This window comes from Nocardiopsis nanhaiensis (assembly GCF_054778635.1).
In genome coordinates this window covers 97,283-123,772 of sequence record NZ_BAAGZJ010000002.1, presented here as the reverse complement: position 1 = coordinate 123,772, position 26,490 = coordinate 97,283, and the positions used below count along the sequence as shown (strand labels likewise).

22 protein-coding genes and 1 pseudogene are annotated in these 26,490 nt (G+C 71.0%); 11 read left to right on the top strand and 12 right to left on the bottom strand.

Annotated features, from left to right (window positions below; all coding sequences use genetic code 11):
* Positions 1 to 47 precede the first annotated feature (47 nt).
* The gene (locus ACYVD1_RS01475) at positions 48 to 836 is read left to right on the top strand and encodes an SAM-dependent methyltransferase (protein ID WP_460766492.1); all 789 of its coding nucleotides are present in this window, start codon (positions 48 to 50) and stop codon (positions 834 to 836) included.
* A 116-nt stretch (positions 837 to 952) separates the two neighbouring features.
* Here the strand turns inward: ACYVD1_RS01475 and ACYVD1_RS01470 are convergent, their stop codons facing one another.
* Complete coding sequence (locus ACYVD1_RS01470) at positions 953 to 1,399, bottom strand: STAS domain-containing protein (protein ID WP_460766487.1); 447 nt, start codon at positions 1,397 to 1,399, stop codon at positions 953 to 955.
* A gap of 234 nt (positions 1,400 to 1,633) precedes the next feature.
* A complete protein-coding gene (locus ACYVD1_RS01465; RefSeq protein ID WP_460766484.1) occupies positions 1,634 to 3,160 on the bottom strand; it encodes a hypothetical protein in 1,527 nt (508 codons plus the stop codon).
* Between the two features lie 216 nt (positions 3,161 to 3,376).
* Between ACYVD1_RS01465 and ACYVD1_RS01460 the strand changes: the two genes are divergently transcribed.
* The 3 genes and pseudogenes from ACYVD1_RS01460 (at position 3,377) to ACYVD1_RS01450 (ending at position 5,275) form a co-directional block, all read left to right on the top strand.
* Positions 3,377 to 3,862: a GNAT family N-acetyltransferase gene (locus ACYVD1_RS01460; RefSeq protein WP_460766481.1), complete on the top strand. Its 486-nt coding sequence runs from the start codon at positions 3,377 to 3,379 to the stop codon at positions 3,860 to 3,862.
* A 68-nt stretch (positions 3,863 to 3,930) separates the two neighbouring features.
* A pseudogene (locus tag ACYVD1_RS01455) lies at positions 3,931 to 4,260 on the top strand (amidase family protein); the annotation flags it as partial.
* Between the two features lie 67 nt (positions 4,261 to 4,327).
* A complete protein-coding gene (locus ACYVD1_RS01450; RefSeq protein WP_460766478.1) occupies positions 4,328 to 5,275 on the top strand; it encodes an amidase in 948 nt (315 codons plus the stop codon).
* Positions 5,276 to 5,300: 25 nt separating this feature from the next.
* Here the strand turns inward: ACYVD1_RS01450 and ACYVD1_RS01445 are convergent, their stop codons facing one another.
* Both ACYVD1_RS01445 and ACYVD1_RS01440 read right to left on the bottom strand, forming a co-directional pair.
* Positions 5,301 to 6,599 (bottom strand): hypothetical protein, encoded by a 1,299-nt coding sequence (locus tag ACYVD1_RS01445; protein WP_460766475.1) that lies wholly within the window; start codon positions 6,597 to 6,599, stop codon positions 5,301 to 5,303.
* Positions 6,600 to 6,722: 123 nt separating this feature from the next.
* Entirely contained in the window at positions 6,723 to 7,916 is a 1,194-nt protein-coding gene (locus ACYVD1_RS01440; RefSeq protein WP_460766472.1) for a CapA family protein, read from the bottom strand.
* 446 nt (positions 7,917 to 8,362) lie between these two features.
* Here ACYVD1_RS01440 and ACYVD1_RS01435 point away from each other — a divergent pair, with 446 nt between their 5' ends.
* Both ACYVD1_RS01435 and ACYVD1_RS01430 read left to right on the top strand, forming a co-directional pair.
* Positions 8,363 to 9,532 (top strand): FxsB family cyclophane-forming radical SAM/SPASM peptide maturase, encoded by a 1,170-nt coding sequence (locus ACYVD1_RS01435; RefSeq protein WP_460766764.1) that lies wholly within the window; start codon positions 8,363 to 8,365, stop codon positions 9,530 to 9,532.
* Positions 9,533 to 10,840: an HEXXH motif domain-containing protein gene (locus tag ACYVD1_RS01430; protein WP_460766469.1), complete on the top strand. Its 1,308-nt coding sequence runs from the start codon at positions 9,533 to 9,535 to the stop codon at positions 10,838 to 10,840. It begins immediately after the preceding gene.
* Between the two features lie 63 nt (positions 10,841 to 10,903).
* Here ACYVD1_RS01430 and fxsT read toward each other — a convergent pair whose 3' ends face one another.
* Positions 10,904 to 13,465, bottom strand: a complete 2,562-nt coding sequence (gene fxsT / locus ACYVD1_RS01425; RefSeq protein WP_460766463.1) for an FxSxx-COOH system tetratricopeptide repeat protein — start codon at positions 13,463 to 13,465, stop codon at positions 10,904 to 10,906.
* 246 nt (positions 13,466 to 13,711) lie between these two features.
* On the opposite strand from fxsT, the gene fxsA reads away from it, so the two are divergent.
* Positions 13,712 to 13,885, top strand: coding sequence for an FxSxx-COOH cyclophane-containing RiPP peptide (gene fxsA, locus ACYVD1_RS01420; protein WP_460747265.1), 174 nt, complete (start codon positions 13,712 to 13,714; stop codon positions 13,883 to 13,885).
* A gap of 206 nt (positions 13,886 to 14,091) precedes the next feature.
* Positions 14,092 to 15,783 (top strand): tetratricopeptide repeat protein, encoded by a 1,692-nt coding sequence (locus tag ACYVD1_RS01415; protein ID WP_460766459.1) that lies wholly within the window; start codon positions 14,092 to 14,094, stop codon positions 15,781 to 15,783.
* A gap of 426 nt (positions 15,784 to 16,209) precedes the next feature.
* On the opposite strand, the gene ACYVD1_RS01410 is transcribed toward ACYVD1_RS01415, so the two are convergent.
* Positions 16,210 to 17,481, bottom strand: a complete 1,272-nt coding sequence (locus ACYVD1_RS01410; RefSeq protein WP_460766456.1) for an MFS transporter — start codon at positions 17,479 to 17,481, stop codon at positions 16,210 to 16,212.
* A 437-nt stretch (positions 17,482 to 17,918) separates the two neighbouring features.
* Here ACYVD1_RS01410 and ACYVD1_RS01405 point away from each other — a divergent pair, with 437 nt between their 5' ends.
* The gene (locus tag ACYVD1_RS01405) at positions 17,919 to 18,332 is read left to right on the top strand and encodes a pyridoxamine 5'-phosphate oxidase family protein (protein WP_460766453.1); all 414 of its coding nucleotides are present in this window, start codon (positions 17,919 to 17,921) and stop codon (positions 18,330 to 18,332) included.
* A gap of 37 nt (positions 18,333 to 18,369) precedes the next feature.
* Here ACYVD1_RS01405 and ACYVD1_RS01400 read toward each other — a convergent pair whose 3' ends face one another.
* Together ACYVD1_RS01400 and ACYVD1_RS01395 are read right to left on the bottom strand one after the other, a co-directional pair.
* On the bottom strand, positions 18,370 to 19,647 hold the full coding sequence (locus tag ACYVD1_RS01400) for a DUF2786 domain-containing protein (RefSeq protein ID WP_460766450.1): 1,278 nt from the start codon (positions 19,645 to 19,647) through the stop codon (positions 18,370 to 18,372).
* Between the two features lie 94 nt (positions 19,648 to 19,741).
* Positions 19,742 to 20,539 carry an SAM-dependent methyltransferase gene (locus ACYVD1_RS01395; RefSeq protein WP_460766444.1) on the bottom strand — a complete coding sequence of 266 codons (798 nt, stop codon included), beginning with the start codon at positions 20,537 to 20,539 and terminating at the stop codon, positions 19,742 to 19,744.
* A 296-nt stretch (positions 20,540 to 20,835) separates the two neighbouring features.
* On the opposite strand from ACYVD1_RS01395, the gene ACYVD1_RS01390 reads away from it, so the two are divergent.
* Positions 20,836 to 22,359 carry a cytochrome P450 family protein gene (locus ACYVD1_RS01390; RefSeq protein WP_460766441.1) on the top strand — a complete coding sequence of 508 codons (1,524 nt, stop codon included), beginning with the start codon at positions 20,836 to 20,838 and terminating at the stop codon, positions 22,357 to 22,359.
* On the opposite strand, the gene ACYVD1_RS01385 is transcribed toward ACYVD1_RS01390, so the two are convergent.
* The 3 genes from ACYVD1_RS01385 to ACYVD1_RS01375 are packed head-to-tail and all read right to left on the bottom strand — an operon-like array spanning position 22,356 to position 25,185.
* Complete coding sequence (locus tag ACYVD1_RS01385; RefSeq protein ID WP_460766436.1) at positions 22,356 to 23,024, bottom strand: LutC/YkgG family protein; 669 nt, start codon at positions 23,022 to 23,024, stop codon at positions 22,356 to 22,358. The two genes, ACYVD1_RS01390 and ACYVD1_RS01385, sit on opposite strands and share 4 nt — an antisense overlap.
* A complete protein-coding gene (locus ACYVD1_RS01380; protein ID WP_460766433.1) occupies positions 23,021 to 24,448 on the bottom strand; it encodes a lactate utilization protein B in 1,428 nt (475 codons plus the stop codon). Before ACYVD1_RS01380 ends, ACYVD1_RS01385 begins: the two co-directional genes overlap by 4 nt.
* Positions 24,445 to 25,185, bottom strand: coding sequence for a (Fe-S)-binding protein (locus tag ACYVD1_RS01375; protein ID WP_460766429.1), 741 nt, complete (start codon positions 25,183 to 25,185; stop codon positions 24,445 to 24,447). Before ACYVD1_RS01375 ends, ACYVD1_RS01380 begins: the two co-directional genes overlap by 4 nt.
* A gap of 150 nt (positions 25,186 to 25,335) precedes the next feature.
* Between ACYVD1_RS01375 and ACYVD1_RS01370 the strand changes: the two genes are divergently transcribed.
* On the top strand, positions 25,336 to 26,034 hold the full coding sequence (locus ACYVD1_RS01370) for a FadR/GntR family transcriptional regulator (protein ID WP_460766425.1): 699 nt from the start codon (positions 25,336 to 25,338) through the stop codon (positions 26,032 to 26,034).
* Between the two features lie 12 nt (positions 26,035 to 26,046).
* Here ACYVD1_RS01370 and ACYVD1_RS01365 read toward each other — a convergent pair whose 3' ends face one another.
* Complete coding sequence (locus ACYVD1_RS01365; RefSeq protein ID WP_460766422.1) at positions 26,047 to 26,358, bottom strand: hypothetical protein; 312 nt, start codon at positions 26,356 to 26,358, stop codon at positions 26,047 to 26,049.
* Between the last annotated feature and the right edge of the window lie 132 nt (positions 26,359 to 26,490).

Genomic DNA, 26,490 nt, shown 5'->3' with positions numbered 1-26,490 from the left:
CGGGAGAATGCGACCGTCCCTCCGCCGCCGTCCGCGAAAGGCCCTCCATGGCCGGCACCTCTCCGATCGACACGACCGTGGCCCATTCGGCACGCGTGTGGAACTACTGGCTCGGAGGCAAGGACAACTTCCAGGTGGACCGCGAGGTCGGCGACCACGTGCTCCGGGCCTGCCCGGAGATGGCCGAGGCCGCCCGGGCCGACCGGCGGTTCCTCGTCAGCGCCGTCACGTATCTGGCCCGAGAGCGCGGCGTGCGCCAGTTCCTCGACATCGGCACCGGGCTGCCCACCCACCACAACACCCACGAGGTCGCCCAAGCGGAGGATCCCGGCGTCGGTGTGGTCTACGTCGACAACGACCCCATGGTCCTGGCCCATGCCCGGGCCCTGCTCACCGGTGGCCGGGCCGGCACGGTCAACTACGTCGACGCCGACCTGCACGAGCCGGACAAGGTCCTGGCCGGTGCCGCTGAGCACCTGGACCTCAGCCAGCCCGTCGGCCTCACCATCCTGGGCACCATAAGCCACACCCCGGACTACGCCCTGGCCAGGGCCACGGTGCGCGCCTACGTCGAGGCGCTCCCGTCGGGGAGTTTTCTGGCCCTGTGCGACGGGACCGACACCAGCGAGCCGATGGTCGAGGCGGCCCGCCGCTGGAACGACCGCGCGGCCATGCCGTACCACCTGCGCACCCCCGACGAGATCGCCGGGTTCTTCGACGGCCTGGAGCTGCTGGAGCCGGGGGTGGTCTCGGCCCCGAAGTGGCGTCCGGGCCCGGACGAGGAGGGCGAGGCGGCAGAGGTCGCGCAGTACTGCGGGCTCGCCCGCAAACCGTGACCCGGCGGCAGCCTGCGGGCCGCGGAACCTTTACGGACATCCCCCGGACCGCGCTCAGACGGGACGGCCGAGTTACACGAACGGGTTGGACGGGGCGGCCGCGATGGACAGGCGGTTCAGGAGGCCTGCGCCGACTCCAGCGCCTCGTCCACGGTCGCGACCAGCGGCACGCGGCGGTCCAGCCCGACCAGGCTCAGCGTCCGGGCGATCCGGTTGGTGGCGGCGGCGATGATGAGTACCGTCCCCTGGTCCCTGGCCATCTTGTAGGTACGGATGAGCACGGCCAGACCGCTGGAGTCGATGAAGCTCAGGGCGTGCAGGTCCAGGACGACCCGGCCGCCCGGTGAGGTGATGAGCGCGTGGTTGACGGCCTCCTCGAAGAGGTCCGCGGTGGCCATGTCCACTTCGCCCGCGACACTCAGCACCAGCCCGTTCTTCTGGTGGTGGGAGTCGAAGGAGACGACATCGGCTTCCGTCCCGAGGGGAGCACTGGATGCCCGCTGGAACGGAACGGCCGATTGGCCGTGAAACTGGTGGCCCTGCTGGCCGGGTAGGTGGCGCATCGCGTTCCTCGCCTCGTCCCTCCGGTCTTTCGGAGGCGTTCCAAGGGACCCCTGATACCGGATGGGTCCGAACAGCACTTATATCGGCTTAACGCCACCGAGCCGAAAAATGGTTCCCCGATCGCCGAAACTACGAACGGTCACGGACACCCGACCCCGCGCAGACACGCCATCAACGGGACCTCGCTGGTCACAGGCACCCGGCCGGTACCGGATCCCACCAGAGCCCGACGGTCAGCGGTGGGTGCCCGACGTGGTGAAGCGGGCCCGGCGGACCGCGCGTGCCGGATACGGACCCAGCGCGCCCAAGGCGATCGCGCCGAGCACGCTGTCGGTCGCCGGGTGCCCCGAGCGCCACATCATCCCCGTGACCGCCTCCGGGTCCCGCCACAGCGGGGCGTCCGCGGGTAGGGGACTGCCCACCTCGATGCGCAGGGCGTAGGTGTCGAGCAGGACCACCACCAACTGTTCGAGACGGACCCGGCCCGGTACCTGACGTGCGTGGGCGACCCAGCCGCCCAGGACGGGGTGGTCGCGGTAGCCGTCGAGCACCGCACCCAGCTCGGGCTCCAGACCGCGGAAGAGCCGGAACACGTCCACGCGCTGGCGCCAGGCACCGAGCTCGACGCACACCTCCAGGAGTTCGCGGGCCGCGGTCCGCACGCCCCGTTCGGCCATCCACCGGCGGCCCAACCGGGCGGTGTCGACCGGGCGGCCCTCCCAGAGGTGGAAGAGCAGTTCCCGCGCGGACATGCCGGAGGTGGGCGGGTAACCCGGCAGCGTGATCCCCCACCGCCACCAGCGGTGGGCCATGGCGTGGTCGCCCAGGGCGGTGATGCGCACCCCCGCCCCCGGGGCGGCCTCGACCGCGCCCAGGCGGGCAAGGGTCTCCACCGTCGCCGCCGTCCGGTCCGCCTCGGCCGCGTCGGACCAGGGGGCGAGCGCCTCCGTCAGCTCGGGAACAGTCCACACACCGCCGGAGGTGAAGAGTTCACCGAGGACCCGCAGGCCCAGGGTGCCGTGCGGGGACACCATGGCGGGCAGGGCCTCGGCCCAGGAACGCACGATGCGCGCGTCGTCCTTCCAGATCTGAGCGGCGTGGCCGGGGCGGGCCTCGGTATAGGTGGCGCGCAGGAACCCGGCACGCAGCGCGGTCTCGAACAGCAGCGGGATCCGCTCTGCGGGCAGCCCCAGGTGTGCGGCGGCCTCCTCTCGGGCGCCCCCGGCGAGGGCCTCGTGCTCGGTGCCGTCGCACAGGGGGAGACCCTCGCCCACCCAGCTGGCGAGGCGCAGCGCCTGTTCCAGGAGTGGGCAGGACCGTGCGGCGGGAGCCGACTGCGCGGCCGGTGGCAGGTGGACGCGCGGCAGCTCCTCGGGCTCCCAGAGCTCGTCCCACCAAGGGCTGTCGACCCCTTCCGGGCCCAGCGCGCTCAGCTGCCGCCGGGGGAGGAGCGCCGCGGACTCCACGGCGGCCCGCAGCCTGCGCGGGCTCTCCGCCGGACCAAGCAGTCCCCGGGCCACGAGGTGGTCGCACCAGGTCAGCCAGGTCTGGCGGAAGTCATCGGGCACCGGCCCCGAGGCGGACAGGGTGAGCGTGACCCGGGTGACGTCGTCGACGTCCCAGTCACCGGGGTCGGAGCGCACGCTGCCGTGGACGGTGAGGAGTCTGGTGAGGAACCGGGGGTCGACCGGGCGGGGCGGGTTGGAGCTTCGGGCCCAGTCGAGGCAGGAACGGACGGCATCGGCGACGGAAACGGTCATGCGCACTCGCAGTTCTCCCGTGGGGCCCGCGCCTTCCGCCGAGTCGGTGATGGCGCGGCTGCACCACCATCATCGGAGATCGCGGGCGTTTGCGCTGAGGGCCTGTGGACAACCCGTGCTCGGACCACGGCAGCCGGGGAACCGGGCCCGCCCCGAGGACTCGGTGCGGGCCGGAAACCCGGTGCGGGCGGACCTCGGGGCTGTTTCAATACGTCCATGATGATTCGTACCGCGCTGCCCTCCGAGCGGCAGACCATCGGCGAGCTCCGGGTCCGGGCCTACAACGCCCAGGGGCTGCTGGACGCGAGCCCCGTGTACGCCGACACCCTGCGGGACTTGGGCTGGAGCGGCCGCGACGAGGTACTGGTGGCCGTGGAGGACCAGCGTGTGGTCGGCACGGTGGTGTTCGTGCCCTGGGGGCCGCACAGCGAGATCGCCCGGGGCCCGGACGAGGTGGAGGTGCGCGCCTTCGCCGTGGACCCCACGGTCCAGCGGCGGGGGATCGGGGCTGCTCTGGTGCGCGCCGTGGCCGAACGGGCCGAGGAAGAGGGAGCGTCCCGTCTGGTGCTGTGCACACAGACGGTGATGACCGGAGCGCAGCGCCTGTACGAGGCGCACGGGTTCGTCCGCCTGCCCGAACGCGACTGGAACCCGGTGCCCGGGGTCGACCTCCTGGCCTATGAGCGCGTGCTCAAGGCCTGACGTTCGATACTCACGAGTACGCGGGCCTGGACGCCACCGGGCTGGCCGCGGCGCTGCGCGCGGGACAGGTGAGCCCGGCCGAGGTCGAATCGGCCGCCAGGGAATGCCTGGCCTCAGCGGACGCCGACCTCAACGCACTCACCCGGCCCCCCTTCGAACCCGGCCTCGCCTATGACCCCGATGGCCCACTGTCCGGGGTGCCCTTCGTGGTCAAGGACAGCGGACCGGTGGCCCGGGGCATTCCCTTCACCCTGGGTAGTCGGTCCCTGCGCGGGGCGGTGGCCACCGCCGACCAGGAGGTGATGGCCCGCTTCCGGAAAGCCGGGTTGACGGCCCTCGGCCAGAGCACCGCGCCCGAGCTAGGGCTGAGTTTCGCCACCGAATCCCTGGCGCACGGGGTCACGCGCAATCCGTGGGATACCGGGCTCGGGGTCGGCGGGTCCAGCGGGGGGTTCGGCGGCACTGGTGGCTGCGGGCGCGGTGCCGTTCGCCCACGGCAACGACGGCGGGGGATCGATCCGGATACCGGCTTCGTCCTGCGGTGTGGTCGGGCTCAAACCGAGCCGGGGCCGCGTCCCCTGCGGTCCCCTGGTGGGAGAGGCCGCCTTCGGGCTCGTGAGCGAGTTCGGTCTAACCCGGACGGTGCGGGACGCCGCCCTCCTGCTCGACCTGGTGGGCGCCCCGCCGATCGGGGAGAAGCACGTGGCGCCCCCGGTCCGGGGCTCCTACGCCGATGCCGTACGCGGCGACCCCGGGCGGCTGCGGATCGCGGTGACCACCCGGTCATGGGCCCAGAGCCGTGTGGACCCGCAGGTCGCCGAGGCCGCACGCGACGTTGGCCGGGTACTGGAGTGGGTCGGGCACGCGGTGGCGGAGGACGCGCCGGTGTTCGAGTCCGAGGACGTGGTGGAGGCGTCGGTGCTCGCCGCGGTGAGCACAACAGCCGCGCTGTTCACCGGGCCCCGACCGCCCGATCCCGCACTGATGGAGGCCGTTCCGGCGCGCATCCTGACCGAGGCACGGGGATACGGCGCCATGGACGTGGTCGCCTGCCTCCAGGCCCAGCACCGGGTCACCCGCCCGGTGGGCCGCTTCTTCCAGGAACACGACCTGCTGGTCACCCCCACCCTGGCGGCTCTGCCAGCCCCGCACGGCACCCTGGACCACGGGGGCGACCACACGGTGCGCTCCTGGCTGCGGAGCATCTACGCCCACGGGCCGTTCACCGCCCCGTTCAACGTGTCGGGCCACCCGGCGATCAGCCTGCCCCTGGCCCAGAGCCGTGAAGGGCTGCCCATCGGCGTGCAGATCGTGGCACCCTACGGGCGCGAGGACCTGCTGCTCGCCGTCGCCGCCCAGCTGGAGCAGGCCGTCCCCTGGAGCGACCGTCGACCCCCGCTCGCGGTGGGCTGATGCCTCTGGGTACTCTCCCCAGGTTCTAACGGGCCAGTGCGGCGGTGCCCTTCAGCGGGCCCTCCGCGAGGTGGGCGAGGACGACGTCTGCCCAGGGGCGCTCGACCACCGCGCGGACGAAAGCCTCCGTGCCGCCGTTGGCCGGGACCAGGCCCGCGTCGATCAAGGCGCGGGCAGCGTTCCCCGGAGCCTGACCGGCCAGCCAGCGGTCCAGCAGGGCCTCCACATCCACGGGTCGGGCCTCTTCCAGCAGGCGCAGGAACGGCCGCGCGTCCAAGCCGGACACCGGCGGGGACTCCGGCACTTCGACCCCGGACTCGCGCAGGTGGCGGGCGACGCAGTGATCGCCCAGGCCGGTGATCCGGTACTGCTCGCCGCCGACCTCTTCCACCGCGTCGAGGTCGGCCAGGACCGTCAGCACCTGACGGACGTGCTGCTCCGGCTCTTCCCCGTCGGGGACCGCCCCCGGGCCGCAGGAGCGGATCAGCTCGAACGGTGTGTGTGCCCGGCCGGCCAGGAACAGTTCGGTGAGCAGCAGGAACGGCGCCGGGCTGGACAGGGAGGCCATGGTGGTCAGGGCGTCCGCCCAGGCGTCGGCGTTCGCGCCGGGCCGCTCCTCGACCGCGGCGTGAGCGGCCGGGCCCGGCAGCACGTGGAGGTAGGTCGTGCGGAGCAGGGCCGCGGATCGGGCGACGGTGAACAGGAAGCGCACCTCGTCCGGGGTGGTGCCCAGGTCCTCGGCCGCCTGCTTGGTGTCCTGTTCGCAGAGGTCGTCGCGGTCGGTGCCCTCCCGCAGGAGCCGGTCCGGGTCCACCCAGGCGGCAAGCCGGGCGGCGCGCTGCAGGGTGGTGCAGGCCCAGGCCCGGCTGTCCAGTTCGGCCAGGGGCGCGGGCACGAAGGGCAGCAGAGGTTCGGGTTCGTCGACCGAACCGTAACCCAGCCGGTCCAGGAGAGGCGCGGCCACCTCGGCCAGGGGCTCGGGTGCGGGGCCGGTGATGTCGCCCGGGGCCAGGTCCACTTCCTCGATGGCGGCGCGCAGACGGCGCGGGCTCTCGGAGGACACCAGCCGACCGGTGGCGACGAGGTGGTCGCACCAGGACAGCCAGGACTCTCGGAGGCTCCCCGGCAGCTCCGTCCGGCCGCGGAGGAGCGCGGCGACCTCCCGCACGTCGTCTACGGTCCAGTCGCCGGGCTCGGGGGCTCCGGAGTCGAGGTGGGTGCTGAGGAGGAGGGCGAGGTCGGCCACCTCCAGCTCGGGTGGGGGCTCTGCGTCCTCCGCCCAATCGAGGCAGGCGGAGATGGCCGGTGCGATGCGCTCAGTCATGGCAAATTACCGAACGTTAGATGGTGCAAACGGCATCAGACTAACCCCGCCGGGTGCTCACGCATGGGAAAACAGCGAAACCCGCCAGCTCAGGGCCACCCCAGCACCTTCAGTGGCGGGTGCTCACCCGGCCATGGCGAAGTCCGGGTCGGCGCTCACACCCAGCCCGTCGACGTGAGCCAGGATCCGGTCATAGGCGGCCTGGTAGACCTCGCGGTCCTCCGCGGGCAGGGCGTCGTCGGCCAGCGCCTCGGCGAGGTTGACCAGGCGGATTCCCGGGTCCAGTGAGATCCAGGTGGGGACGGCCACGAGTGCTCCGCTCTCCCACTCACCCGGCTCCACCTCGGTGAACGCCACCTGCGCCATGATCCCTTCGCGCCGCGAGTCGATCGGCGGGGTCGACTGCCCGGCGAGCTGGTTGCCGACACCGTAGACGACCCAGTGGTCCTCGATCCGTTCCATCGACTGCACCACGTGTGCGTGGTGCCCCAGGATCAGGTCGATGTCGTCGTGGGTGACGAGGTCGGACAGCTCGTGTTGGGTCTCGTCGGCGGTGTGCGCGTACTCGGTGCCCCAGTGCATGGACAGCACGACGATCTCGGCCCCGGCCTCCCGCGCCCGTGCGGCCTCGACGAGGATGGCCTCCTCGTCGATGAGGTTGCCCATCCACTCCTTGCCCTCGGGAGGGAGAAAGCCGTTGAAACCGTAGGTGTAGGACAGGTGGGCGATCGGAACCGGCTCCCCGCCCTCAGCCGGGTCCACCTCGTAGACCTGCGGTGTGGCGGCCTCCTCCTCGGTGCGGGCGCTTCCCGCGGCCCCGAGCCCTGCCTCCTCCAACCCCTCCAGGGTGCGCACGACACCGTCCTCGCCCGTGTCCAAAGTGTGGTTCGAAGCGGTTGAGCAGCCGTCGTATCCGGCCGCGGCGATTCCCTCCGCGACCTGGGGCGGGGCGCTGAAGACCGGGTATCCGGAGAAGGGCCCCTCCTCCGGGGCGAGCGGGACCTCCAGGTGGCACAGGGCCAGGTCCGCCCCGTCGAGGACCGGAGCGACCCCCTCGAACATCGGGGCGAAGTCGAACTCGCCGCCGCCGTCGTGTTCGGCCTGTTCCCAGATGGATTCGTGCACGAGGATGTCGCCCGCGCCCAGGACGCTCAGGGTTCGAGGTTCATGTTCGGTGGGGCTGGGGGAGGGACCCGAGTCCGCGGCGGTGTGTTCCGGCGCGGGGGCGGTGCAGGCGGTGGCCGCCAGGGTCAGCGCGGCGATCACGGCAAGGATGCGTTCCGGGAGCGGTCGGTGCTGGAAGGGGGATTCGGCCATACGGTCAGGGTAGGAATGCGACCGTTTTTCCCTGAGGTCTTTGGGGGTGCGGTGAAGCGGGGTGGAAAAGCCCGGGAAAGGTGACGAAATCGTGAGCCCTCGGAGCTCTGGTCGGCCGGCAACTACCTCAAGAGCGTAATGGCCAACCATTGTTTCACTGGCCGAAAGCGGCCATTCTCTGGTTGAGCGTGACGTTTGGGGTCCGTGGGGCGGGAAGGGTCGCCAGGGGCGGACTCTGCCGACCGCCGCGGAGGTGTGCGGGTTCCCGGGTCAGGTCGCCGCTACGTTCGCGACCTAGTCGCGGGTGAGGTTTGTGAATACGCCAGGAGAGTAGATACGTGGGTAAATGCGATAATTGACAGAATTGCGCTCGCCCCTCGTCCCAGGAGGCCACCGACGTGGCAAGGAGCACCGAAGCGGAAAGACCCCGTGAATGGCCCGGAGGCATGGACGTCGACGGGCTGCTCGGACGCGGCTGGCGGCCCACTCCCTTTCGGGAGTTCATCCTCAAGATCCACAGCCGCTGCAACCTGGCCTGCGACTACTGCTACATGTACGAGATGGCCGACCAGAGCTGGCGCGCGCAGCCGCGGCGGATGTCCCGGCCGACGGTAGACCGGGTGGCCGAGCGCATCGCCGAGCACGCTCGCGCCCACGGCCGCGAACGCGTATCGGTGGTGCTCCACGGCGGCGAACCCCTCCTGGTCGGACTCGACCACCTCCGGCACACCGTCCAATCCCTGCGCAAGGCCTGCGAACCCGATGTGCACGCCGCCCTCACCGTCCAGACCAACGGTGTCCTGATCGACTCCCATTTCCTCGACCTGTTCGAGGAGCTCGGCATCCGGGTCGGAGTGAGCATCGACGGGGCCGAGGCCGACCACGACCGGCACCGGGTCAGGGCCAACGGGCGCGGAACCCACGCCGAGGTCCGCGCGGGGATCGAACGGCTCAACGCCAGGCACCCCCACCTGATGTCCGGGCTGCTCGCCACCGTGGACCTGGAGTCGGACCCGGTCACCACCTACGAGCACCTCCTGGAGTACGACCCGCCCAGCGTCGACTTCCTCCTCCCACACGGCAACTGGGACGAGCCGCCGCCCGGGTGGTCGCCGACCGAACCGCGCTACGGGGCCTGGCTCGTGTCCGTGTTCGACCGCTGGTACCGGACCGCGGAGCGGGAGACCAACATCCGCATGTTCAACGAGATCGTCCGCCTCGTCCTGGGCAGCCCCTCGCGCACCGAGACCGTCGGCCTGTCCCCGGCCGCCCTGGTGGTGGTCGAGACCGACGGCTCCATCGAGCAGGTCGACACCCTCAAGTCCGCCTTCGAGGGGGCGGCGAGCACACCCCTGCACACCTTCAACCACCCTTTCGACGACGCCCTGTACCTGCCCTCGGTCGCCGCACGCCAGATCGGGTCCCGTGCGCTCAGCCCCACCTGTACCGAGTGCCCGCTCTCCCGCGTCTGCGGCGGGGGCCTCTACCCCCACCGCTACCGCGAGGGGACCGGTTTCCTCAACCCGTCCGTGTTCTGCGCCGACCTGTTCCACCTCATCACGCACATCCATGACACCGTGGCCGCGGACGTGGCCCAGCTCAGAGAAGGGCGCTGAATGCCAGGGCCGGTCCCGGACGAGGAGTTCGACGCGCTGGCACGGGGCGGTGGAGGGACCGAGGCCACCGCCCTCCTGCGCGCAGCACAGTACGGCAAGCACCTCCTACTGCTGCGCCAGGTCGTGGAGGCGGCCGAGAGCGCGGACCACCCCGAGGCCGACCGGGCACGGAGCGCCTACGACCTGCTGTCCCGAGCGCAGGAGCACGACCCGCAACGGGTGTCGGCGGTGCTGCGCCACCCCACCGTGGGGGTGTGGGCCCGGCGGACCGCCCTGGCCCTGGCCGGGCACCGGCCCGAGGAGCCCAGAGTGGCCCCGATGGCTTCGCTCGCCGCCGCGGCCGCGCTGCGGAGCGGGACCGCCGCACGGATCGAGGTACCGCTCTACGGGCCCACCGCACCCCTGCCTTCGCTGGGCCGGGCCCTGGTCGGGGCCGGGGCCGGCCCGGCCCTGTTCGAAACCGAGGGCGGCCGGGCCACGGTATGGACGGGGCGCGGTCCGCGGGTACCGGTCCCCGAGGACCCCCACGAAGACGGGCCCGGTTGGCACGCCCTGCGCCGTCTGTCCGCCGAACACCGGAAAAGACGGATCGCGCTCCTCTTGGACGACCAGGACCCCGACCGCATGCCCGGTGCGGACCTGGTGGCCCACCGGCTCGGACCGGAGGAGCTCGCGCGGTGGCGCCGAGCCCTGCACGGTGCGTGGCGGACACTGGTGCGGGACCACTGGACGGTCGCGCGGGAGGCCGTCGACACCGTCGTGACCCTCACCCCCATCGCCGCCCCGGGCGGGCGCACCCACACCAGCGCCACCGCACAACACGCCTTCGGAAACCTCGGGCTTTCCACCCCTCCGGGGCCGGTACTGCTGGCGCTCACCTTCGCCCACGAGGTCCAGCACGCCAAACTCACGGCGCTGCTCGACCTGGTGGACCTCACCCTGCCAGAGGACGGCAGCCGCTACTATGCGCCTTGGCGCCCCGACCCCCGGCCCGCCGCAGGGCTGCTGCAGGGGGTGTACGCGCACCTGGGGGTGGCGGGGTTCTGGCGCAGGCACCGCCACACCGTTGCGGGGGAGGAGGCACGCCAGGCCCACGTGGAGTTCGCCCACTGGCGCCGCTCTACCGCCGACGCCTCACGTGCCCTGGCCGACTCCGGCAGGCTCACCACTGAGGGCAAGAGGTTCCTGTCCATCACGGACCAGACCCTGCGTTCCTGGCTGGCCGAGCCGGTCCCCCCGGAAGCCGAGGAGGCGGCCCAGGCGGCGGCCCGCGACCACCTGGCCCGATGGCGCCGACGCAACGCCTGAGCGGCATCGGGCCACACGCACGGGGCAGCCGGACGTAAGCCCTCACCAAACCCGCACGTATGGTCAGAGCAGGGGCGGGTCGAAGTCGGCCACCAGCCGGCGGCCCTCGCCCATCGCGTTGGTGAAGTCGTGCTCGCGCCCGAGGGTGCGCACATAACCGGTGAAGGTCTGGTCGGCCAGTTCGTCGGCCTCCTCCGTCTCCAACTCCCCTCGGAGGTCCAGCACCAGGTTGGTGGCGCAGGCCAGGGTGCTCGGGTGCTCCTCACCCAGCAGGGCCCGGTAGCGGCGCAGAGTGCCGCGGCCCAGCCGGGCCGCGTTCTTCGTTTCGCCGAGCGCCGCCAGGTCGCTGGCCAGGTTGGTGGCGGCCGCCAGCGTGTAGTGGTGGTTGCGGCCGAGCCGGGCCTCCAAGGCGGTGAGCGCCGACTCGTTCATCGAACGCGAGCGTGCCGGGTCGCCCATCAGGCGGTACAGCAGGGCCACGTTGCTCGTGCACCCGTGCTTGTAGGGGTGGTCGGCGCCATAGGCCTGGGCGTAGCGCATGTCGGTGTCTTCGGCCAGTTCCAGGGCACCGGCCAGTTCGCCGGTCATCCGCCACAGGTTGGCCAAGCACATCGCCGCCGCGAGGGTGCTCGGATGGTTGATGCTGTGCAGGCGCAGGTAGCGGGAGTGGGCGTCCTGACCGAGTTGGAGGGCCTCCTCGAGCTCTCCGGACAGGCGCCGGGCGATCGCCAGGTCGATCTGGGTGCGCAGGGTGCGCGGGTCCTCCACCCCGAGCTGGTCCCGACCGTAGGAGAGCGCGTCCTCGCCCAGGTCGCAGGCTTCGGTGAAGTCGCCGGACAGGCGTACCACCTGGGCCAGACCTGACCAAAAGTTCAACAGCGCCGGTGAACCGCCGGCCGGAGCGGTGCGCTTGAACAGCATGTAGGCGCGCTCATGCTTGCTCTGGGCACCGACGAAGTCGCTGGTGAGCGCGTGGTCGAGGGCGAGGTTGTTCAGCGCGCGCAGGGTGGCGGGATCGTTGGGGCCGAAGGCCTCCTGGTGTTGGCGCAGAACTTCCTCGTCGTGCTCGCGGGCCTGCCAGAAGTCGCCTCGGGCCCGGTAGTCCGCGCCCAGGCCGGAGAGGACGCCCAGGGTCTCCGCGTGGGACTCACCCAGTTGGGAGCGCATCTTGGGCAGGATCGACCGGTTGAGGTCGTGCGCCTCGACGTAGCGCCCCAGGTCGCGGAGCCGGTTGGCGTACTTGGCTTGGGCCTCGAGGACATAGGCGTCCTCGTCGCCGGAGTCCTCGGTCCACATCTGGATGAAGTTCCGGGCGTGCCAACTGGCGGTCTCGAAGTTGCCGGACACGTAGAGGAAGCTCAGCATGTTGAGCGCGAACCGGCGGACCTCGGGTAGGTCGGACTCGGCGACCCTCGCCGGGCCCACGTGGGAGAGGAGCTCGTGGTACCGCGACTGAGCGGGCTCGTCCGTGAAGGTCTTCGGCGCCGCCGCGCTGAGCAGGGACCACACCTCGTTCCGGATCACCTCCTGCTCGCCGTCGTCCAGTTCCTCGCGCAGCAGGGCCTGGATCAATCTGTGCATCTGGATGGTGCGGCTGGACTGGTCGAGGCGGACCAGCGCGTACCGGCCGAGTTGGCCGATGGCCTTGCTCAGGCGGATGGGGTCGGACATCAGGTCCGACATCTCCGGCCGCACCCTGCCGCCCTCGACCGGGAAGAACAGGTCGCGGGGGATCGGTTCCGGGCCGAAGAAGGCGCAGCTGCGCAGCAGCTCCATGCCCTCGGGCAGGTTCTCCCGGAGTTTGGCCACGGACAGCTGCCAGGCAGCCGTCATCGGCTTGGGGTACTCCGGTGGCTTGCCCTCGCGCAGCAGGGGGCCCGTGCGCTCCGCCAGCAAGCGCAGGTACTCCTCGGCGGACATCCCCGTCTCGGCCTGGAGTGCCCCGGCCTGTTCCAGCGCCAAGGGGAGGTGGCCGAGGGCCTCGGAAAGTTCCGCGGCCTCCGCGGTGGTGATGCCCCGGGGGATGCGCTTCTTGAAGAACTCCACGCTCTCCTGTTCGGTGAACACGTTCACCGGAACCTTCTCGGCTACGCCCTCCCACCGGTGGTTGCGTGTGGTGATCAGGACGTGCCCCGGGCCCTGCGGGATGACGTCGGAGAGCTCCTCGGGTTCGTCGGCGTTGTCGAAGATGATCAGCCAGCGCTCGTACGGCTCACCCCTGCGCAGCGCTTCGAGTACCCCGTTCGCGGCGTCCTCCACGCCGGTCACCGCCGGGCCGGGCAGGTTCAGGTGCGGCGCCAGGTGCGCAAGTGACGAGCGCACCAGGCCGGGCTGGTCGGCCATGACCCACCAGACCAGGTCGTACTCGCCCCGGAAGCGGTGGGCGTACTCCACGGCCATCAGGGTCTTGCCCACACCGCCGTAGCCCTGCAGGGTGCGGGGTACGACGGGGTCAGCCGGGGCCTGGGGGACCACGGCCGTGATCTGGTTGAGCAGGCTGGCGCGGAGGCTGTTGATCTGGTCGCTGCGTCCGGTGAAGTTCTTGTGGCGCGGTGGGACCCTTCCCCACACCTCCGGGAATCGGTTCTTGCCCTGGTTGGGGAAGTTCCCTTTGGAAGCGGTCACGCGGTGTCCTCCGGTTTCACATTGGCCCCAGCGGTCCCTTTTCCGGTCAACGGAAATACCGGGTGTTGTGTTGTGGCGGCGGATGTTGTCCGTGGGGGTTCGATATGGAATCAGCGTAGGCGATGAGGTTAGGGAGCGACAGGTCCGTGGTAAGAACTTCCTAGGACAACTCTGGAATCTGAAAGGACGGTACGCGCCGTCCTTTTACGCATGGCTGTCAAAGGTCGGACTGACGGAGGGAAAGTGATGGGCGAACACGAGTTCACCGGGCCGACAGCGCTGGTGGACGTGGGTGGACTTACACTGCGCGACCTCGACGGCATCGGCGGTTCAGCGATCGCCGAGGCGCTCCGGGCTGTGCTCGACCCCCGCGACGCGGGCGCCGAGGTGGTGGCCGGGTTCTCCAACGAGCCGGGCTGAGTTCACCGGCTTCTGGCCGGAAGTGTCGAAGGGCGCGACCCCTGGTCACGCCTTATGCCGACGGGGGCTGGACCGGAAGGTTCAGTGCAGCGAAAAGGACACAGGAATGTCGCCGGGTCTCGAAAGTCAGACCTGATTCATGGCACCATGGACAGCGCCGTTTCGCGCCAGAACCACTCCTATTATCGCTGGCCGGGAGCTGCTTCATGTCACGAGCCCCCATCGGGCGCACAGAGGGCCCGTTCGTCGGTCCGCGGCCTTTCCTTGCCTCGGACCGCCACTATTTCCTCGGCCGGGAGGAGGAGACCGAAGAGCTGGTGCGTTCCTGGCGCCGGAACCGGCTCACGGTGCTGCACGGAGACAACGGCGTCGGCAAGACCTCACTGGTGGCGTCCGGGGCCGTCCCCGTCCTCTGCGCTGACGGCAGCACGGTCCTGCCTTCGGGCGACCTGAGTTTCGACCCGGCCTTTCCCGCCGCCGTCCTGCCCGGCCAGAACCCCTACACCAGGGCCGTGCTGGCGCTCTGGAGCCCTTCGGAGTTTCCCACCCACACCCCCGGCACCTCCGTCACCGACTATCTGCGCACACACGAGAGCACGGACCGGTACGGGCTCCCGCGCCCCCTGTTCGCCGTGGTGGATCAGACCGAGCTCCTCCTGCGCCGTTCGGGCGCGCGCGAACAGTGGCGCAGGGACTTCCTGGACGAGTTGTTCTCCGCCATGGAGAACCGCGTCGACCTGCGCCTGTTGCTCACCGTCCGTACGGACCACCTCGACGATCTCCGGCGGCTGGTGGAGAAACGCGAGGTCGAACACGCCGAGGTCGGCCTGTCCCCGTTCACCCCGGGCACCGCCGTCGACGTGGTCGCGCGTTCCCTGGCCCGGTTCGGTTCCCGCCTCGCACCGGAGGAGCCCCGCCGCCTGGTGGAGGAAGCGAGGACGGTGCGCGATCAGCGGGGACGTCCCCGCGAGCACAGCGACACGGTCGACCCCTCCCTCCTCCAGCTCTTGGGCCTGACCCTGTGGGAGGAGGCGACCGAGACCGGTACCGCCCTGGTCCCGGAGAGCGACACCGAAGTCGACCGTGCACTCACCGAGCGGCTCGCGGGCGTCCTCGAGCAGGTCGCCGCCGAACACCTGGTGCCGCCGGACGTCCCCCACGCCTGGCTGCGCAGAGTGGCGGTCTCGGACCAGGGTGTGGGGAGATCGGCCTGCGAAGACCCGGACAGCGCGCTCACACCGGGGGCGGTCCACGCCCTGGAGGACCGCCACCTGGTCACCGCGGAACGGGACGGTTCCGCCTACCTGTTGCGCCACCCGCGGTTGGCCCGCCCCCTGATGGCACTGGCGCTGTCCTCCTACCCGCAGGGGCTGCCTTCGTGGAGCGGGTGGGAACGCTTGTACGTCGCCCGTGCGGCCTACACCCGGGGCGAGTCCGCCCTGTGTGTCGAGCACGTGCGGCAGGCCCTGCGCACCGAACCCCCTCCGGAACCCCGGGTGCGTGCGCTGCTCGCCGTGCTCCTGGGCGACCTGGCTTTCGAACGCGGCGATCACCGGTCCGCCGCCGAGCACTACGCCGAGGCAGGAAAGGCGTACGAGTCTGTCGGTGACGGGGCCGCGGTTTCGCGAGCGCTGGTCGCGGAGGCGCGCAACCGGTTGCTGAGCGGTGAGCGGGCGGCAGGGTTGGCCGGGGTGGCCGCCGCGGAGAGCCGGGTGCACGCCGACCCGAGCCTGCGGACCGGGATCGGTCAGGTGCTGTGGCTCGCGCGGCAGGCGCAGTCGGCACTGGACGTACTCGAAAGGGTTCTCGTGGGTGCGGGCGGGATGACCGAGGCGCGTCGGACCCGTGGGGAGATCCGCGCGGAGCGAGGCGGCGTTGTCGACGGGGGGTGGGGCTGAGCGTGGATCCCACTGTTCTGGTCGCCCTGATCACGGGGGTGGTGACGGCGGTCAGCACTTTGGGTGGGACGGCGCTGGCGGCTCACCGCGCGGAGATGGTCGAGCGCTGGAGGGCCGAGTACGCCCTGGAGCGGGAACGGGAGCAGCGTGAGGACGAGCGGGACCGCTCCTGGGGGCGCGAGGTCCGCACCCGGCTCGACGACGTGCGCCGGGCTGTGCTGCAGCTCGACATCGGCATGCGCCACATCGCTCAGCTGCGCGCGCACGGCCCGCCCAAGCAGGGCGGGAACGACCTGCCCGAACAGGTGCGTCAGGCCAGGGACCACCTCTATGAGGCGGTGGTCGCGGTCGAGCGCGTGCGCGACGTCTTGCCGCCGGACCGGCAGGAACCGGTTGACGACCTGAGGGAAGCGGTGGACCAGGCCCTCAACCACCTCCAGGTGGGGGACGGTCCGGGTGGAGAGGTGGAGCGGGCGCACGAGCACCTGACGTTAGGGCTTCGTCGGCTGGCCGAGGCGTTTCCGGCCGGGGCGGCCGGGACCGGTGGTGAGGTGGAGCCGTCAGAAGAAGACCAGACGTAAAAACGATGGTGAGGACGCCCGTGGTCCCCGCCACCAGCAGGACCGTGAGGTGCACACCCAGGGACTCCAGGGCGTAGCCGCCGGCCAGCATGCCTACCGGTAGCGCACCGCCGGTGAGGAAGCGGACTGTTCCGGTGAGGCGGCCCAAGAGCTCGGGCGGGACGTGGGTGGTGTGGTAGGTCGTCACGGTGACGTTCATGTGCGCGCCGATGAAGCCGATCCCGCCCCAGACCAGAGGGAGCGCGGCCACCAGCCACCCGGCCCCTGCACGGTCGGCCAGGGCGAGGAGAAGGGTCAGGGACAGCCACGCCCACAGGCACAGCGCCACCATCCGGGTGGGGTGCAGCCGGCGGACCAGGACCGGGGCCACCAGCGCGCCGAACACACCGCCGGCGCCTGTGGCGGCCAGCACCACCCCCAAGAGGAACGCCGACAGGCCCTCGCTCGTCGCGGTCAGCATGATGATCAGCCAGATCACCTGGAACAGGGCGTTGGTGACCGCGCACACGACCAGCGCCAAGCGCAGGAAGCGGTCTTCGCGGAGCACGAGGAAGCCCCCGGCCAGTTCTTGGAGGAGTCGCCGGGGACCCGACAGGCGTTCCGGGGGGTGCGACTGGTGCCGAACCCGGGGGAGGAGCAGGGAGGTCCACAGCGCCAGGGCGGAGACGACGGTGTCGAAGAGCGCGGGCAGCCCGTGCGCCACACCGTAGAGGGCGCCGCCGAGGGGGCGTCCGATCATCTGGGTGGCGTCGTTGCGGGCCTCGTTCTTGGCGGCGGCCCCGGCGAGCTCCTCGCGCGGGACCAGGCAGGGCACGGCGGCGGCCCCGGCGGTGGCGTGGAGGGTGCCGCACACCCCGTGCAGGGTCGAGGCCGCGGCGAGCAGGAGGACGGGCGCGTCGAACAGCAGGACCGGCGCGACCAGCAGGACCACGCAGGCGATGCGCGCCGCCAGTCCGACCGCCATGACGGTGCGGGGCTCGTGGCGGTCGACCATCAGGCCCATCGGGATGTGCAGAACGGTCCGGGGAACCATGCCGGCCGCCGCGATCCACCCGGCCACCACCGGCGACCCCGTGTGGAACAGGGCCAGGAGCGGAACCGCAAGGCTGAAGGTCATGGTCCCGAGGCTGGACAGCGCCACGCTGCTCCACAGCAGTGCGAAATGGTGCCGCCAACGGCCGGTGTCCCGGACCGGAAAAGTGCCCCCAGAGTTGGCGTGCATTGTAGACATCGTTCTCAATACAGGTGGAAAACGGTCAGTTCTCGAAACCCCGGAGGGGGTGCTGGGGTGACAAATCCGCATACGTCAGACCCTGTGGTTACCGGTCTGCGGGGCCCGAGGCGGCGTGGTCAACGTCGCGCGAAAGGGCGAGGCCCATGCTATCCGGAAACGCATGCCCTCCCGGACCGCCGGTATTCAAGCTGCGTTTTCTGACATGAATCACTTATCGGCAAAAAACCTGGGTGTGGATTTGTCGTGTTTCCTGATTGACCTCAACCGAGGTTGGGGGAGCACCCTGGTTTCCGCCCATCGCCCCCCGCCCTAGGAGCAACGTGACCACGACGCAGAACTCTGCCCCCGCCCCCGAAGCGCTGCACGAGCGGCTCAGCGCAGACCGCAACGTATGGCTGTGCACGCTGCGTGCCGACGGCTCACCGCACGTGACCCCCGTGTGGTTCGTCCACCTGCGGGAACGGTGGTGGATCGGGGCTTCCGTCACCGCCGTCAAGACCCGCAACGCCCGTCGCGACCCGCGGGTGAGCCTGGCCCTGGAAGACGCAGACGCGCCCGTCGTCGCCCAAGGGCTCGTCACCGTGCACACCGCAGACTTTCCCGGCGACGTGCTCGAGGCCTTCCGAGCCCGCTACGACTGGGACCCGCGCACGCGCTATGAGGGGCACTCGGGGCAGCGAGCCCTGCTGGAGGTCGGTGTCACCCGCTGGCTGATGGCGGGCGAGGCTCCCTGACCGCTCAGCCGGTGGACCTCGCTCAGCCGGGTGCGCGCTAGTTCAGCCGGGTGCGCGCTCCCAAGGAGGCCGCGTCGGCGGCTGCGCGGCCCTCGTACCAGCCCTCGGCGTTGGACGGCCCGCGCACCCGCGAGGTGGTCAGCGCCCCGAAGGCCTCGCCTACGGCAGCCTCCACCGCACGCTCACGGGCGGCGAACACCGGGACCAGGTCGGTACCGGTCTCGGCGGCGACCGCCTCCTCGGTGGTGCGCGCAGACTCGGTGAGCCGTTCGCCCACGCGTACGGCGAAGGCGGACATGAAGGAGGAACGGAAGGTCTTCTTGGCGCCGCGCCCCGACCGGTCCCGTGCCGAACCGCTGACCCGCATCGCCGCGTCTGCCTGTACCAGCAGCGACGTGTACAGCAGGTCCACGGCCTCCACGTCGCCGGGGAAGCCCATCACCGTGCTCAGCCCCAGCTCTCGGTGCCACACGGCCCGGCAATGGTTGGCCTCGGCGACCTCGTTCAGCAGTACTGCCCGGTGCTCGTCGTAGGGGGAGTCGACGGGCAGCCTGCGCGCCGCGGCCGCTTCGGGCTCGTCGGGGTCGGCCGCCACCAGGGCGAGGTCGATACTGTGCCGGGCCATCATCTCCTGGGCACGGGCGGTCAGTGCTTCGGCCTCCTGCGGGAACTCGGTGGACTCGGCCTTGGCGAGCAGCGCACGCACGCGTTGCAGGCGGTTCTGGTCCACCGGTGCCGCGGACCGCCTACCGGGACGGAAGGTGCCGGGCGGCGGTCCGAGGCGGCGCATCGGAGGCAGGGTACGCAGCAGTGCCAACAGCCGGAGGACCACATCGACCGCCTCGAAGCGCAACAGGTCGTGTTCGGAACCCAACCGGCTCAGGTGGTGGCCGTCCGAGGCCGGGGCATGGGTACCCATGCCCCGGACCTGCTCGCTCCAGCGGGGGTCCACCGTCGCGGCGGAGTGGCGTGCGAGATCGGCCGCCACGGCCTCGGCGCACACGGCGGCGGCCAACGCCCCGGATTCGCGCGTGACGTGCCGGACCGTTTCCGCGGGCTGCCAGCCGCGCGCCCAGGCGTCGGCCACCCCGAAGAGGAGGGTGTCGAAGAGGGTCCGGTCCGCGGCCCCGGCCCAGGTGGTGTCCTCGACGTCGGCCAGGCGGGCCACGGCCAGGTCCACGCCGCCGCCCTCCTGCCCGCGCACGAGCGCGTCGACGGCACCGGTGACCACCTCCACGAGGGTGTCCGAGGGGCCGGGGCCGGCCCACTCGGTGCCAGCCCGTGCGTCGCCGCGCTTGCGGCCTTTCCTGCCCACCGTGAATCTCCCTGGTCGAAGGGTGCTGGAGCCAGCGGGTCATCCTACCCGCCGCCGGGGAGTGGGAGTTCGGGCAGGTATGGGCCGCCCGCCCTCAGGGCTTGCGCGCCACACCCCCGTACTGGGCCGCTTCGCTGACCTTGCCGATTTCGGACGGGTTCGGGCGCCAGAACGGGATGGAGACCACACCCGGCGCGAGCAGCTCCAGTCCGTCGAAGTAGGCCTCGACCTCTTCCGGGGTGCGCAGGTGGATCGGCAGCGCCGCGTTTTCGTTCCAGGCCGCGGCGGCGTCGATGATCTGCTGGCTGGTGTCGGTGCTGTCGTTCAGGGCGAGGAAGCTGCCCGGGGGCAGGGCGTCCATGTAGGCCCGCACCAGCGCGTAGATCTTCTCGTCGACGGGGTAGTGGACGAGCGTGCCCATGAAGGTCAGCGCGATGGGCTGGGTGAAGTCCAGGTGCTGACGCGTTTGGTCCAGCAGCGGTTCCGGGTCGAGGAGGTCGGCGTCGATGTAGTGGGTGCTGCCTTCTTCGGTGCTGGTGAGCAGGGCTCTGGCGTGGGCGAGCACCATGGGGTCGTTGTCGACGTAGACGATGTGGGAGTCGGGTGCGGCTGCTTGGGCGACTTCGTGGGTGTTGTTGGCGGTGGGCAGGCCGGTGCCGATGTCCAGGAACTGGCGGACGCCTTCTTCGCGGGCGAGGTGGGTGACCGATCGGATGATGAACTGGCGGTCGGCTCGGGCGATGTCGGCGATCTCGGGGTAGGCCTGTTCGATCTGCTCGCCCAGTTCGCGGTCGACCGGATAGTGGTCCTTGCCGCCCAACCAGTAGTTCCACACCCGGGCGGAGTGCGGAACGGTCGTGTCCAGGGGCGCGGTGGGGGAGGTGTCCGTCATGGGGGCCTTCCGGGTCGGCAGGAAATCCAGCAAACAGCCGTATTCTCCTCCCTGGCCAGCAGCGAAGGCAAGCGGGATCCCCTCAACCACAGGGGTTCCCGCTGCTTTCCGTCTGCTTTCGGGGGACGGATCGGTGCGCGGGGCGTCGCACCCATGTGCGCTATGTCGCCTTCACCCGACGTGACCTGTGGTGTGCCACCGTGCCGGGCACCGAAAGGCGCAGCTTTCCTCGCGGAAGCACCTCGGAAACATCCACGACATAGCGTCGCCCCAACCGCCGCCACTCAGGAGTCTCCATGCGCCAGGGAACCGGATCCACGGGCCGCGACAACGTCCACGGAGGGAAGAGCGCTGAGCGCTGTCCCTACGAGGGGGCTCTGCCACTGCACCAGGGGGGCGGACTCCCCTGGGAGCAACTGCGTGCCCGGTTCGGCGGCCTGGTCCCGGTGGAGATCACGCCCGGCGTGCCCGGTTGGCTCCTGCTCGGCTACAAGGAGAACCTCCAGGTCCTGCGCGACCACGACTACTTCTCCGCCGACCCGCGGCCCTGGAGCCCAGGCGGTGCGCCACCGGCCCGCAGCGGGGCGCTGACCCGGGACGGGGACGAACACCAGCGGCTGCGCCTGCCCATCGTGGAAGCGCTGGCCTCCGTGGGCACCCCGCAGCTCGTCCCAGTGGTAGAGCGCGCCGCTGTGCACCTGCTCGGCGCGGTCGAGGCGGAAGGAGCGGCCGACCTCATCGGCGAATACGCGGCCCCGCTGCCCGCGCTCGTCCTCAACGAACTCTTCGGGCTGCCCGACCCGTACGGGCACCTGCTGACCGACCTCACCGAGCGGCTCTGGAGCGGCGACCCGCAACGGGCCGAAGCCGCCGCCCTGGGTGTGCGCTCCTATTTCCAGGGCCTGGTCGCCCGCAAGCGTGCCGTACCCGGTGAGGACATCGCCAGCCGGATCCTGGCGCACCCGCACGGGCTCACCGACGACGAGGCGGTGGAGGCGTTGTCCCTGCTGTGGGAGACCGGGCACGAGCCCACCACCCACCTCATCGGCAACGCCCTGCTCAAGCTCTTGGAGGACCCGAACGTGTGGACCGCCTACCTGGGCGGCACGCTCACCCCCGAGGACTTCGTCGACTACGTGATGTGGACCGACTCCCCGATCCGGATGCTCGCCGGGCGCTACTCCGTCAGGGACATCCGTTTTTCGGGGGCCCGGATCCGCCAGGGCGAACCCCTGCTGTTCGGCTTCGCCTCAGCGCACACCGACCCCTCCGTGGTCCGCGGCGCCGACGACGCCATGGCTTTGGCGGGAAACCGCTCCCACCTCTCCTGGGGTGCGGGTGCCCACCGCTGCCCGGCCACCGCCTTCGCCCGGGAACTGGTACGCACCGCCATCGACACCGCGGTGGACCGCATGCGCGGCATGGTGATGGCGGCTGAGCCCGGCGACCTGCGCTGGCGCACCTCACTGAGCGTGCACGGCCTCGTGGAGCTACCCGTGTGGTTCACCCCGACCGGCGAGCGCGGCCAGCAGCGGGCACGGTCCGAGCCCCGCCCCGAACGCGCCGCCTCGCGCTGGGTCCGCCGGAAGAAGCGCAAACCAGCGCCGCAGGGCGCCCGGTACCAGGCGCCGCTGCGGGAGGGTGGGGCCGAGCCCGAGGAAGGCTCCCGGACCGTCCCCGTGCGGCCCGCCGGGACTAGGACCCGGAAGCCGCGGCCGCAGGGCGCGGGCGCTCGCTACCAGGCGCCGTTCGCGGAGGAGGTCCGCGTCCCCGACCCGCTGGAACAGCTCCTGGAGACCTGGCGGCCGAAGGACCCCTAGGACCCGTCCGACCCCACCGTGTCACGGTCCGGCTCCACCACGAGCACCTCCAGGGTGCGGGGGCCGTGCACGCCCTCCACCCGGTTCAGCTCGATGTCGCTGGTGGCCGACGGGCCGCTGATCCACGTGAGCGGGCGCCCCGGGTCCAGGAGCCGCACGCCTTGGGGCACACCGACCACGACCTGATCCGCGCGCACCACGCACAGGTGGTAGTCGGGGACCAGCGAGATGGACCGCCGCCCCTGGTCGGGACCGGCGTCCAGGACGATGGTGCCGGTCTCGGCGATCGCCACGGCGCACCCGGTGACCACACCGTCGGTGGCGTCGAGTTCGGCCACCGAAAGCGGGGATCCGGGGGAGTCGCTGAGCCGCTGGGCCGAGACGGCGGTGAACCACTCCCCGGGTGCCCCCTCGGGGACCGCGACACGGGCCGCGCCCCTGCGCTCCAGGGCGGTGGCGATGTGGTCGGGCAGGTCAGCGGCCGACACCCGCTCCACCAGCGCCTTGTAGTCCAGCAACCGGTCCACCAGCACGTCCAGGGTGGCCCCCTCGGAGTGGCTTTCCGCGTAGTCGCGCTCCACCGGCCGCTCTGCCGGCTCGTCGGCGGGAACGTCGGACAGTGCGGCGCGCACGCGCGCCAGGACACGCTCTCGGGAGGTACTCAACCCTGCCCCTTTCCCTGCTCGCGCCACCACTGGCGGAAGGACTTCTCCGGAACCTCGGGGACGTCGCGGGTGTCCGTCCAGTTCCCCGCCAGTCCGGGAAGGTGGCCGGGGATGCTCCCGCGCGCCGCACTGGCGGCCCGTTGGGCCGCCTCCAGGGCCGTCGAGGACCCGAACACCGCTTCCGCTCCGGCCATCATCGCCTTCTCACCCAGGTGCCCCGGGCCCTCCGCGACCTGCTCGCGCAGGTGGACCAGGACTTCGGGGATGTCGATGGCCACCGGGCAGACGTCGTAACAGGCCCCGCACAGCGACGACGCGTACGGCAGCGCCTCGTCCACCTCCGAGGACATCCCTTGGAGCTGGGGGGTGAGGATCGCGCCGATCGGCCCCGGATAGACCGAACCGTAGGCGTGCCCGCCGGTGCGCTCGTAGACGGGGCAGATGTTGAGACAGGCCGAACAGCGGATACAGCGCAGTGCCTGACGGCCCACGGTGTCGGCCAGTACGTCGGTGCGGCCGTTGTCGAGCAGCACCAGGTGGAACTCCTGGGGGCCGTCGCCCGGGGTGACTCCGGTCCAGGTCGAGGTGTAGGGGTTCATCCGCTCACCCGTGGAGGACCGCGGCAGCAGCTGCATGAACACCTCGAGGTCGGACCACGTGGGTACGAGCTTCTCGATACCCACCACCGAGATGAGCGTCTCGGGCAGGGTCAGGCACATCCGGCCGTTGCCTTCGGACTCCAGGACCACGAGTGTGCCTGAGTCGGCCACCGCGAAATTGGCTCCCGAGACCGCCACCTTGGAGCGCAGGAACAGCTCGCGCAGGTGGACGCGGGCGGCCTCGGCCAACGCCTTGGGGTCGTCCGTGAGCCCCGGCGGGGCCGGAACGCCCCACTCGGACATCTGGTCCAGGAAGACCTCCCGGATCTGCGAACGTGCCAGGTGGATGGCGGGCACCAGGATGTGCGAGGGGAGGTCGTCTCCCAACTGCACGATCAGCTCGGCCAGGTCGGTCTCGTAGGCGGTGATGCCGGCGGCTTCGAGCGCGTTGTTCAGCTCGATCTCCTGGGTGGCCATCGACTTGACCTTGACCACCTCGGACTCGCCGGTCTGCCGCACCAGGCGGGTGACGATCTCGTTGGCCTCGGCCGCGTCGGACGCCCAGTGCACCGTCCCGCCGGCCCGTTGGACCGACTCCTCCAGCTGTTCCAGGTAGTGGTCCAGGTGGCGCAGCGTGTGCGTCTTGACCTGTTCGCCCTCGGAACGCAGGCGCTGCCAGTCGTCGCCCAGTTCGCCGACGACGGAGTCGCGCTTGCCGCGGATGGTGTGGGTGGCCTTGTGCAGGTTGTGGCGGGTCTGGGAGTCGTTGACCGCGCTGCGCGCGGCCTCGGGAAAGGGCGGAATGCCCAGGAACGTGGCGCTCATGCTCGCGCGTACTCCTTCTCGGTACTGGCCAGGATCTCGGCGATGTGCGCGATCCGCAGTCCCGCGCGCTGCCGCGACAGTGTGCCGCCGATGTGCATCAGGCAGGAGTTGTCCACCGCGCACAGGATCTCGGCGCCGGTCTCCACCGCGTGGCGGGCCTTGTCGAAGCCCATCGCAGCGGAGACGTCGCCGTTCTTGACCGAGAACGTGCCCCCGAATCCGCAGCACTCGGTGGCGCCGGGCAGTTCGAGCAGTTCCAGGCCGCGCACCGCGCGCAGCAGTTGGTAGGGACGGTCGCCCAGGCCGAGGAAGCGCAGCCCGTGGCAGGTGGGGTGGTAGACGACCTTGTGCGGGAAGTAGGCGCCCACATCGGTCATCTTCAGCACGTCCACGAGGAACTCCGTGAGGTCGTACACGCGCGGGGACAGGTCCGCCACCTTCCGGGAGAGGCGGCTCCCCTGTGCGCCCAGGCGCGGGTAGTGGGAGCGCACCATCGCAGCGCACGAGGCCGAGGGGACGATGACCGCGTCGGCCCGGTCGAAGATCTTCACGAACCGCACCGCGAGCCTGGCCGCGGGGCGCCGGTAACCGGTGTTGTAGTGCATCTGGCCGCAACAGGTCTGCTCGGTGGGGAAGACCACCTCGTGGCCCAGCCGCTCCAAGAGCCGCACCACCGACCGGCCCGTGTCGGGGAAGAGTGTGTCGTTGACACAGGTGATGAACAGCGCGATCCGCATGTGCCTCCTTCGTGCTCCGGCAACGCGGGCCAAGTGGTCCGACCACATTGCCTGATCAACGCGAGAGAGGCAAGGGGGGATCGACGGTTCGAAACGGGTAGGATTCCGCTGTCATCAGTCGTAACCCCGGCTCGGGAGGTGAAGGACGGAGTGCGCACCCCGGTCGCCCAGCGGACCGTCGGTCAGATCAAGGCGATGATCTCCAACGGAGAGGTAGGACCAGGAGAGCGACTTCCAACCGAACGCGAGCTCTCCTCCCGCCTGGGCGTCTCCCGCGGCACGGTCCGCGAGGCGATCAGCTCACTGACCACGCTCGGAGTCCTGGAGGTCCGCCACGGCGCCGGCGTCTACGTCACCGCCCTGCGCCCGTCCGACCTGCTGGAGGCCTTCTCCGTCCTGGCCGAGGTGTCTCAGGACCAGACCCTGCTGGAGGTCCTCCAGGTCCGCCGGATGATCGAGCCCGCCGCCACGGCGATGGCGGCCGCGCGCGCCACCCCCGAGGACCTCGCCCGGATCGGCTCCCTGCTCGACCGGATGGCGGACGGCGCGGCAGGGTGCGAGCCCGCCGTGCACGGCGCCGCCGACCTGGGGTTCCACCAGGCCATCGTGGCCTGCGTGGGCAATGCCACCCTCTCGGCGGTCCACTCCGGGCTGTCGTCGCGTACGTTCAATGAAAGGGTCTGGGCCGGGCACGGCGAGGCCGACGTCACCGAGGCCCTGCACGAGGACCACCGGCGGATCCACGAGGCCCTCGCGGCACGGGATCCCGAGGCGGCTCGCGCGGCCGCGGCCGCGCACGTGCTCAGGGTCGAGCACTGGCTCACCGCCCACACCGGCCCCGCAATGTAGGGGGTTCGGGCCTCATCGGCCGTGGCGTCGTTCCACGCGCTCGGCGTAGGCCTCGGCCTTGAGGAGCCGGAACAGCTCCTCACGTCCGGGAACGGGCGGCCGCTCCTCCGCGGGCGGGGGCGCCTGCTCCGGAACTTCCTTGCGGAGTTCGGCGTCTATACCGAGTGCCTCGTGGTCCTCGATCTCCTCGATCCGGTAGTCCTCGGGGTGCTCCTCCAGGTACTCCGCCACGGCGGTGTCCTGGCTCGGGGCGCCCACGTCCATTTCGGCGTCCACGTCGTCGATGTCCGTGACGCCGTCGTCGAAGTCTGCGGATTCCGTCACCGGCGGCCCCCTCGCCTCGGTTCCCTCCTTCGATCATGCCTGTTCGGGGCGGGAGACGCCAGTGCGGCGCGTACCGAGGGCAACGGTCGCTGAACGGGGCGCAGTTTTCGCGGATAGGCTTTTTCGCCGGTA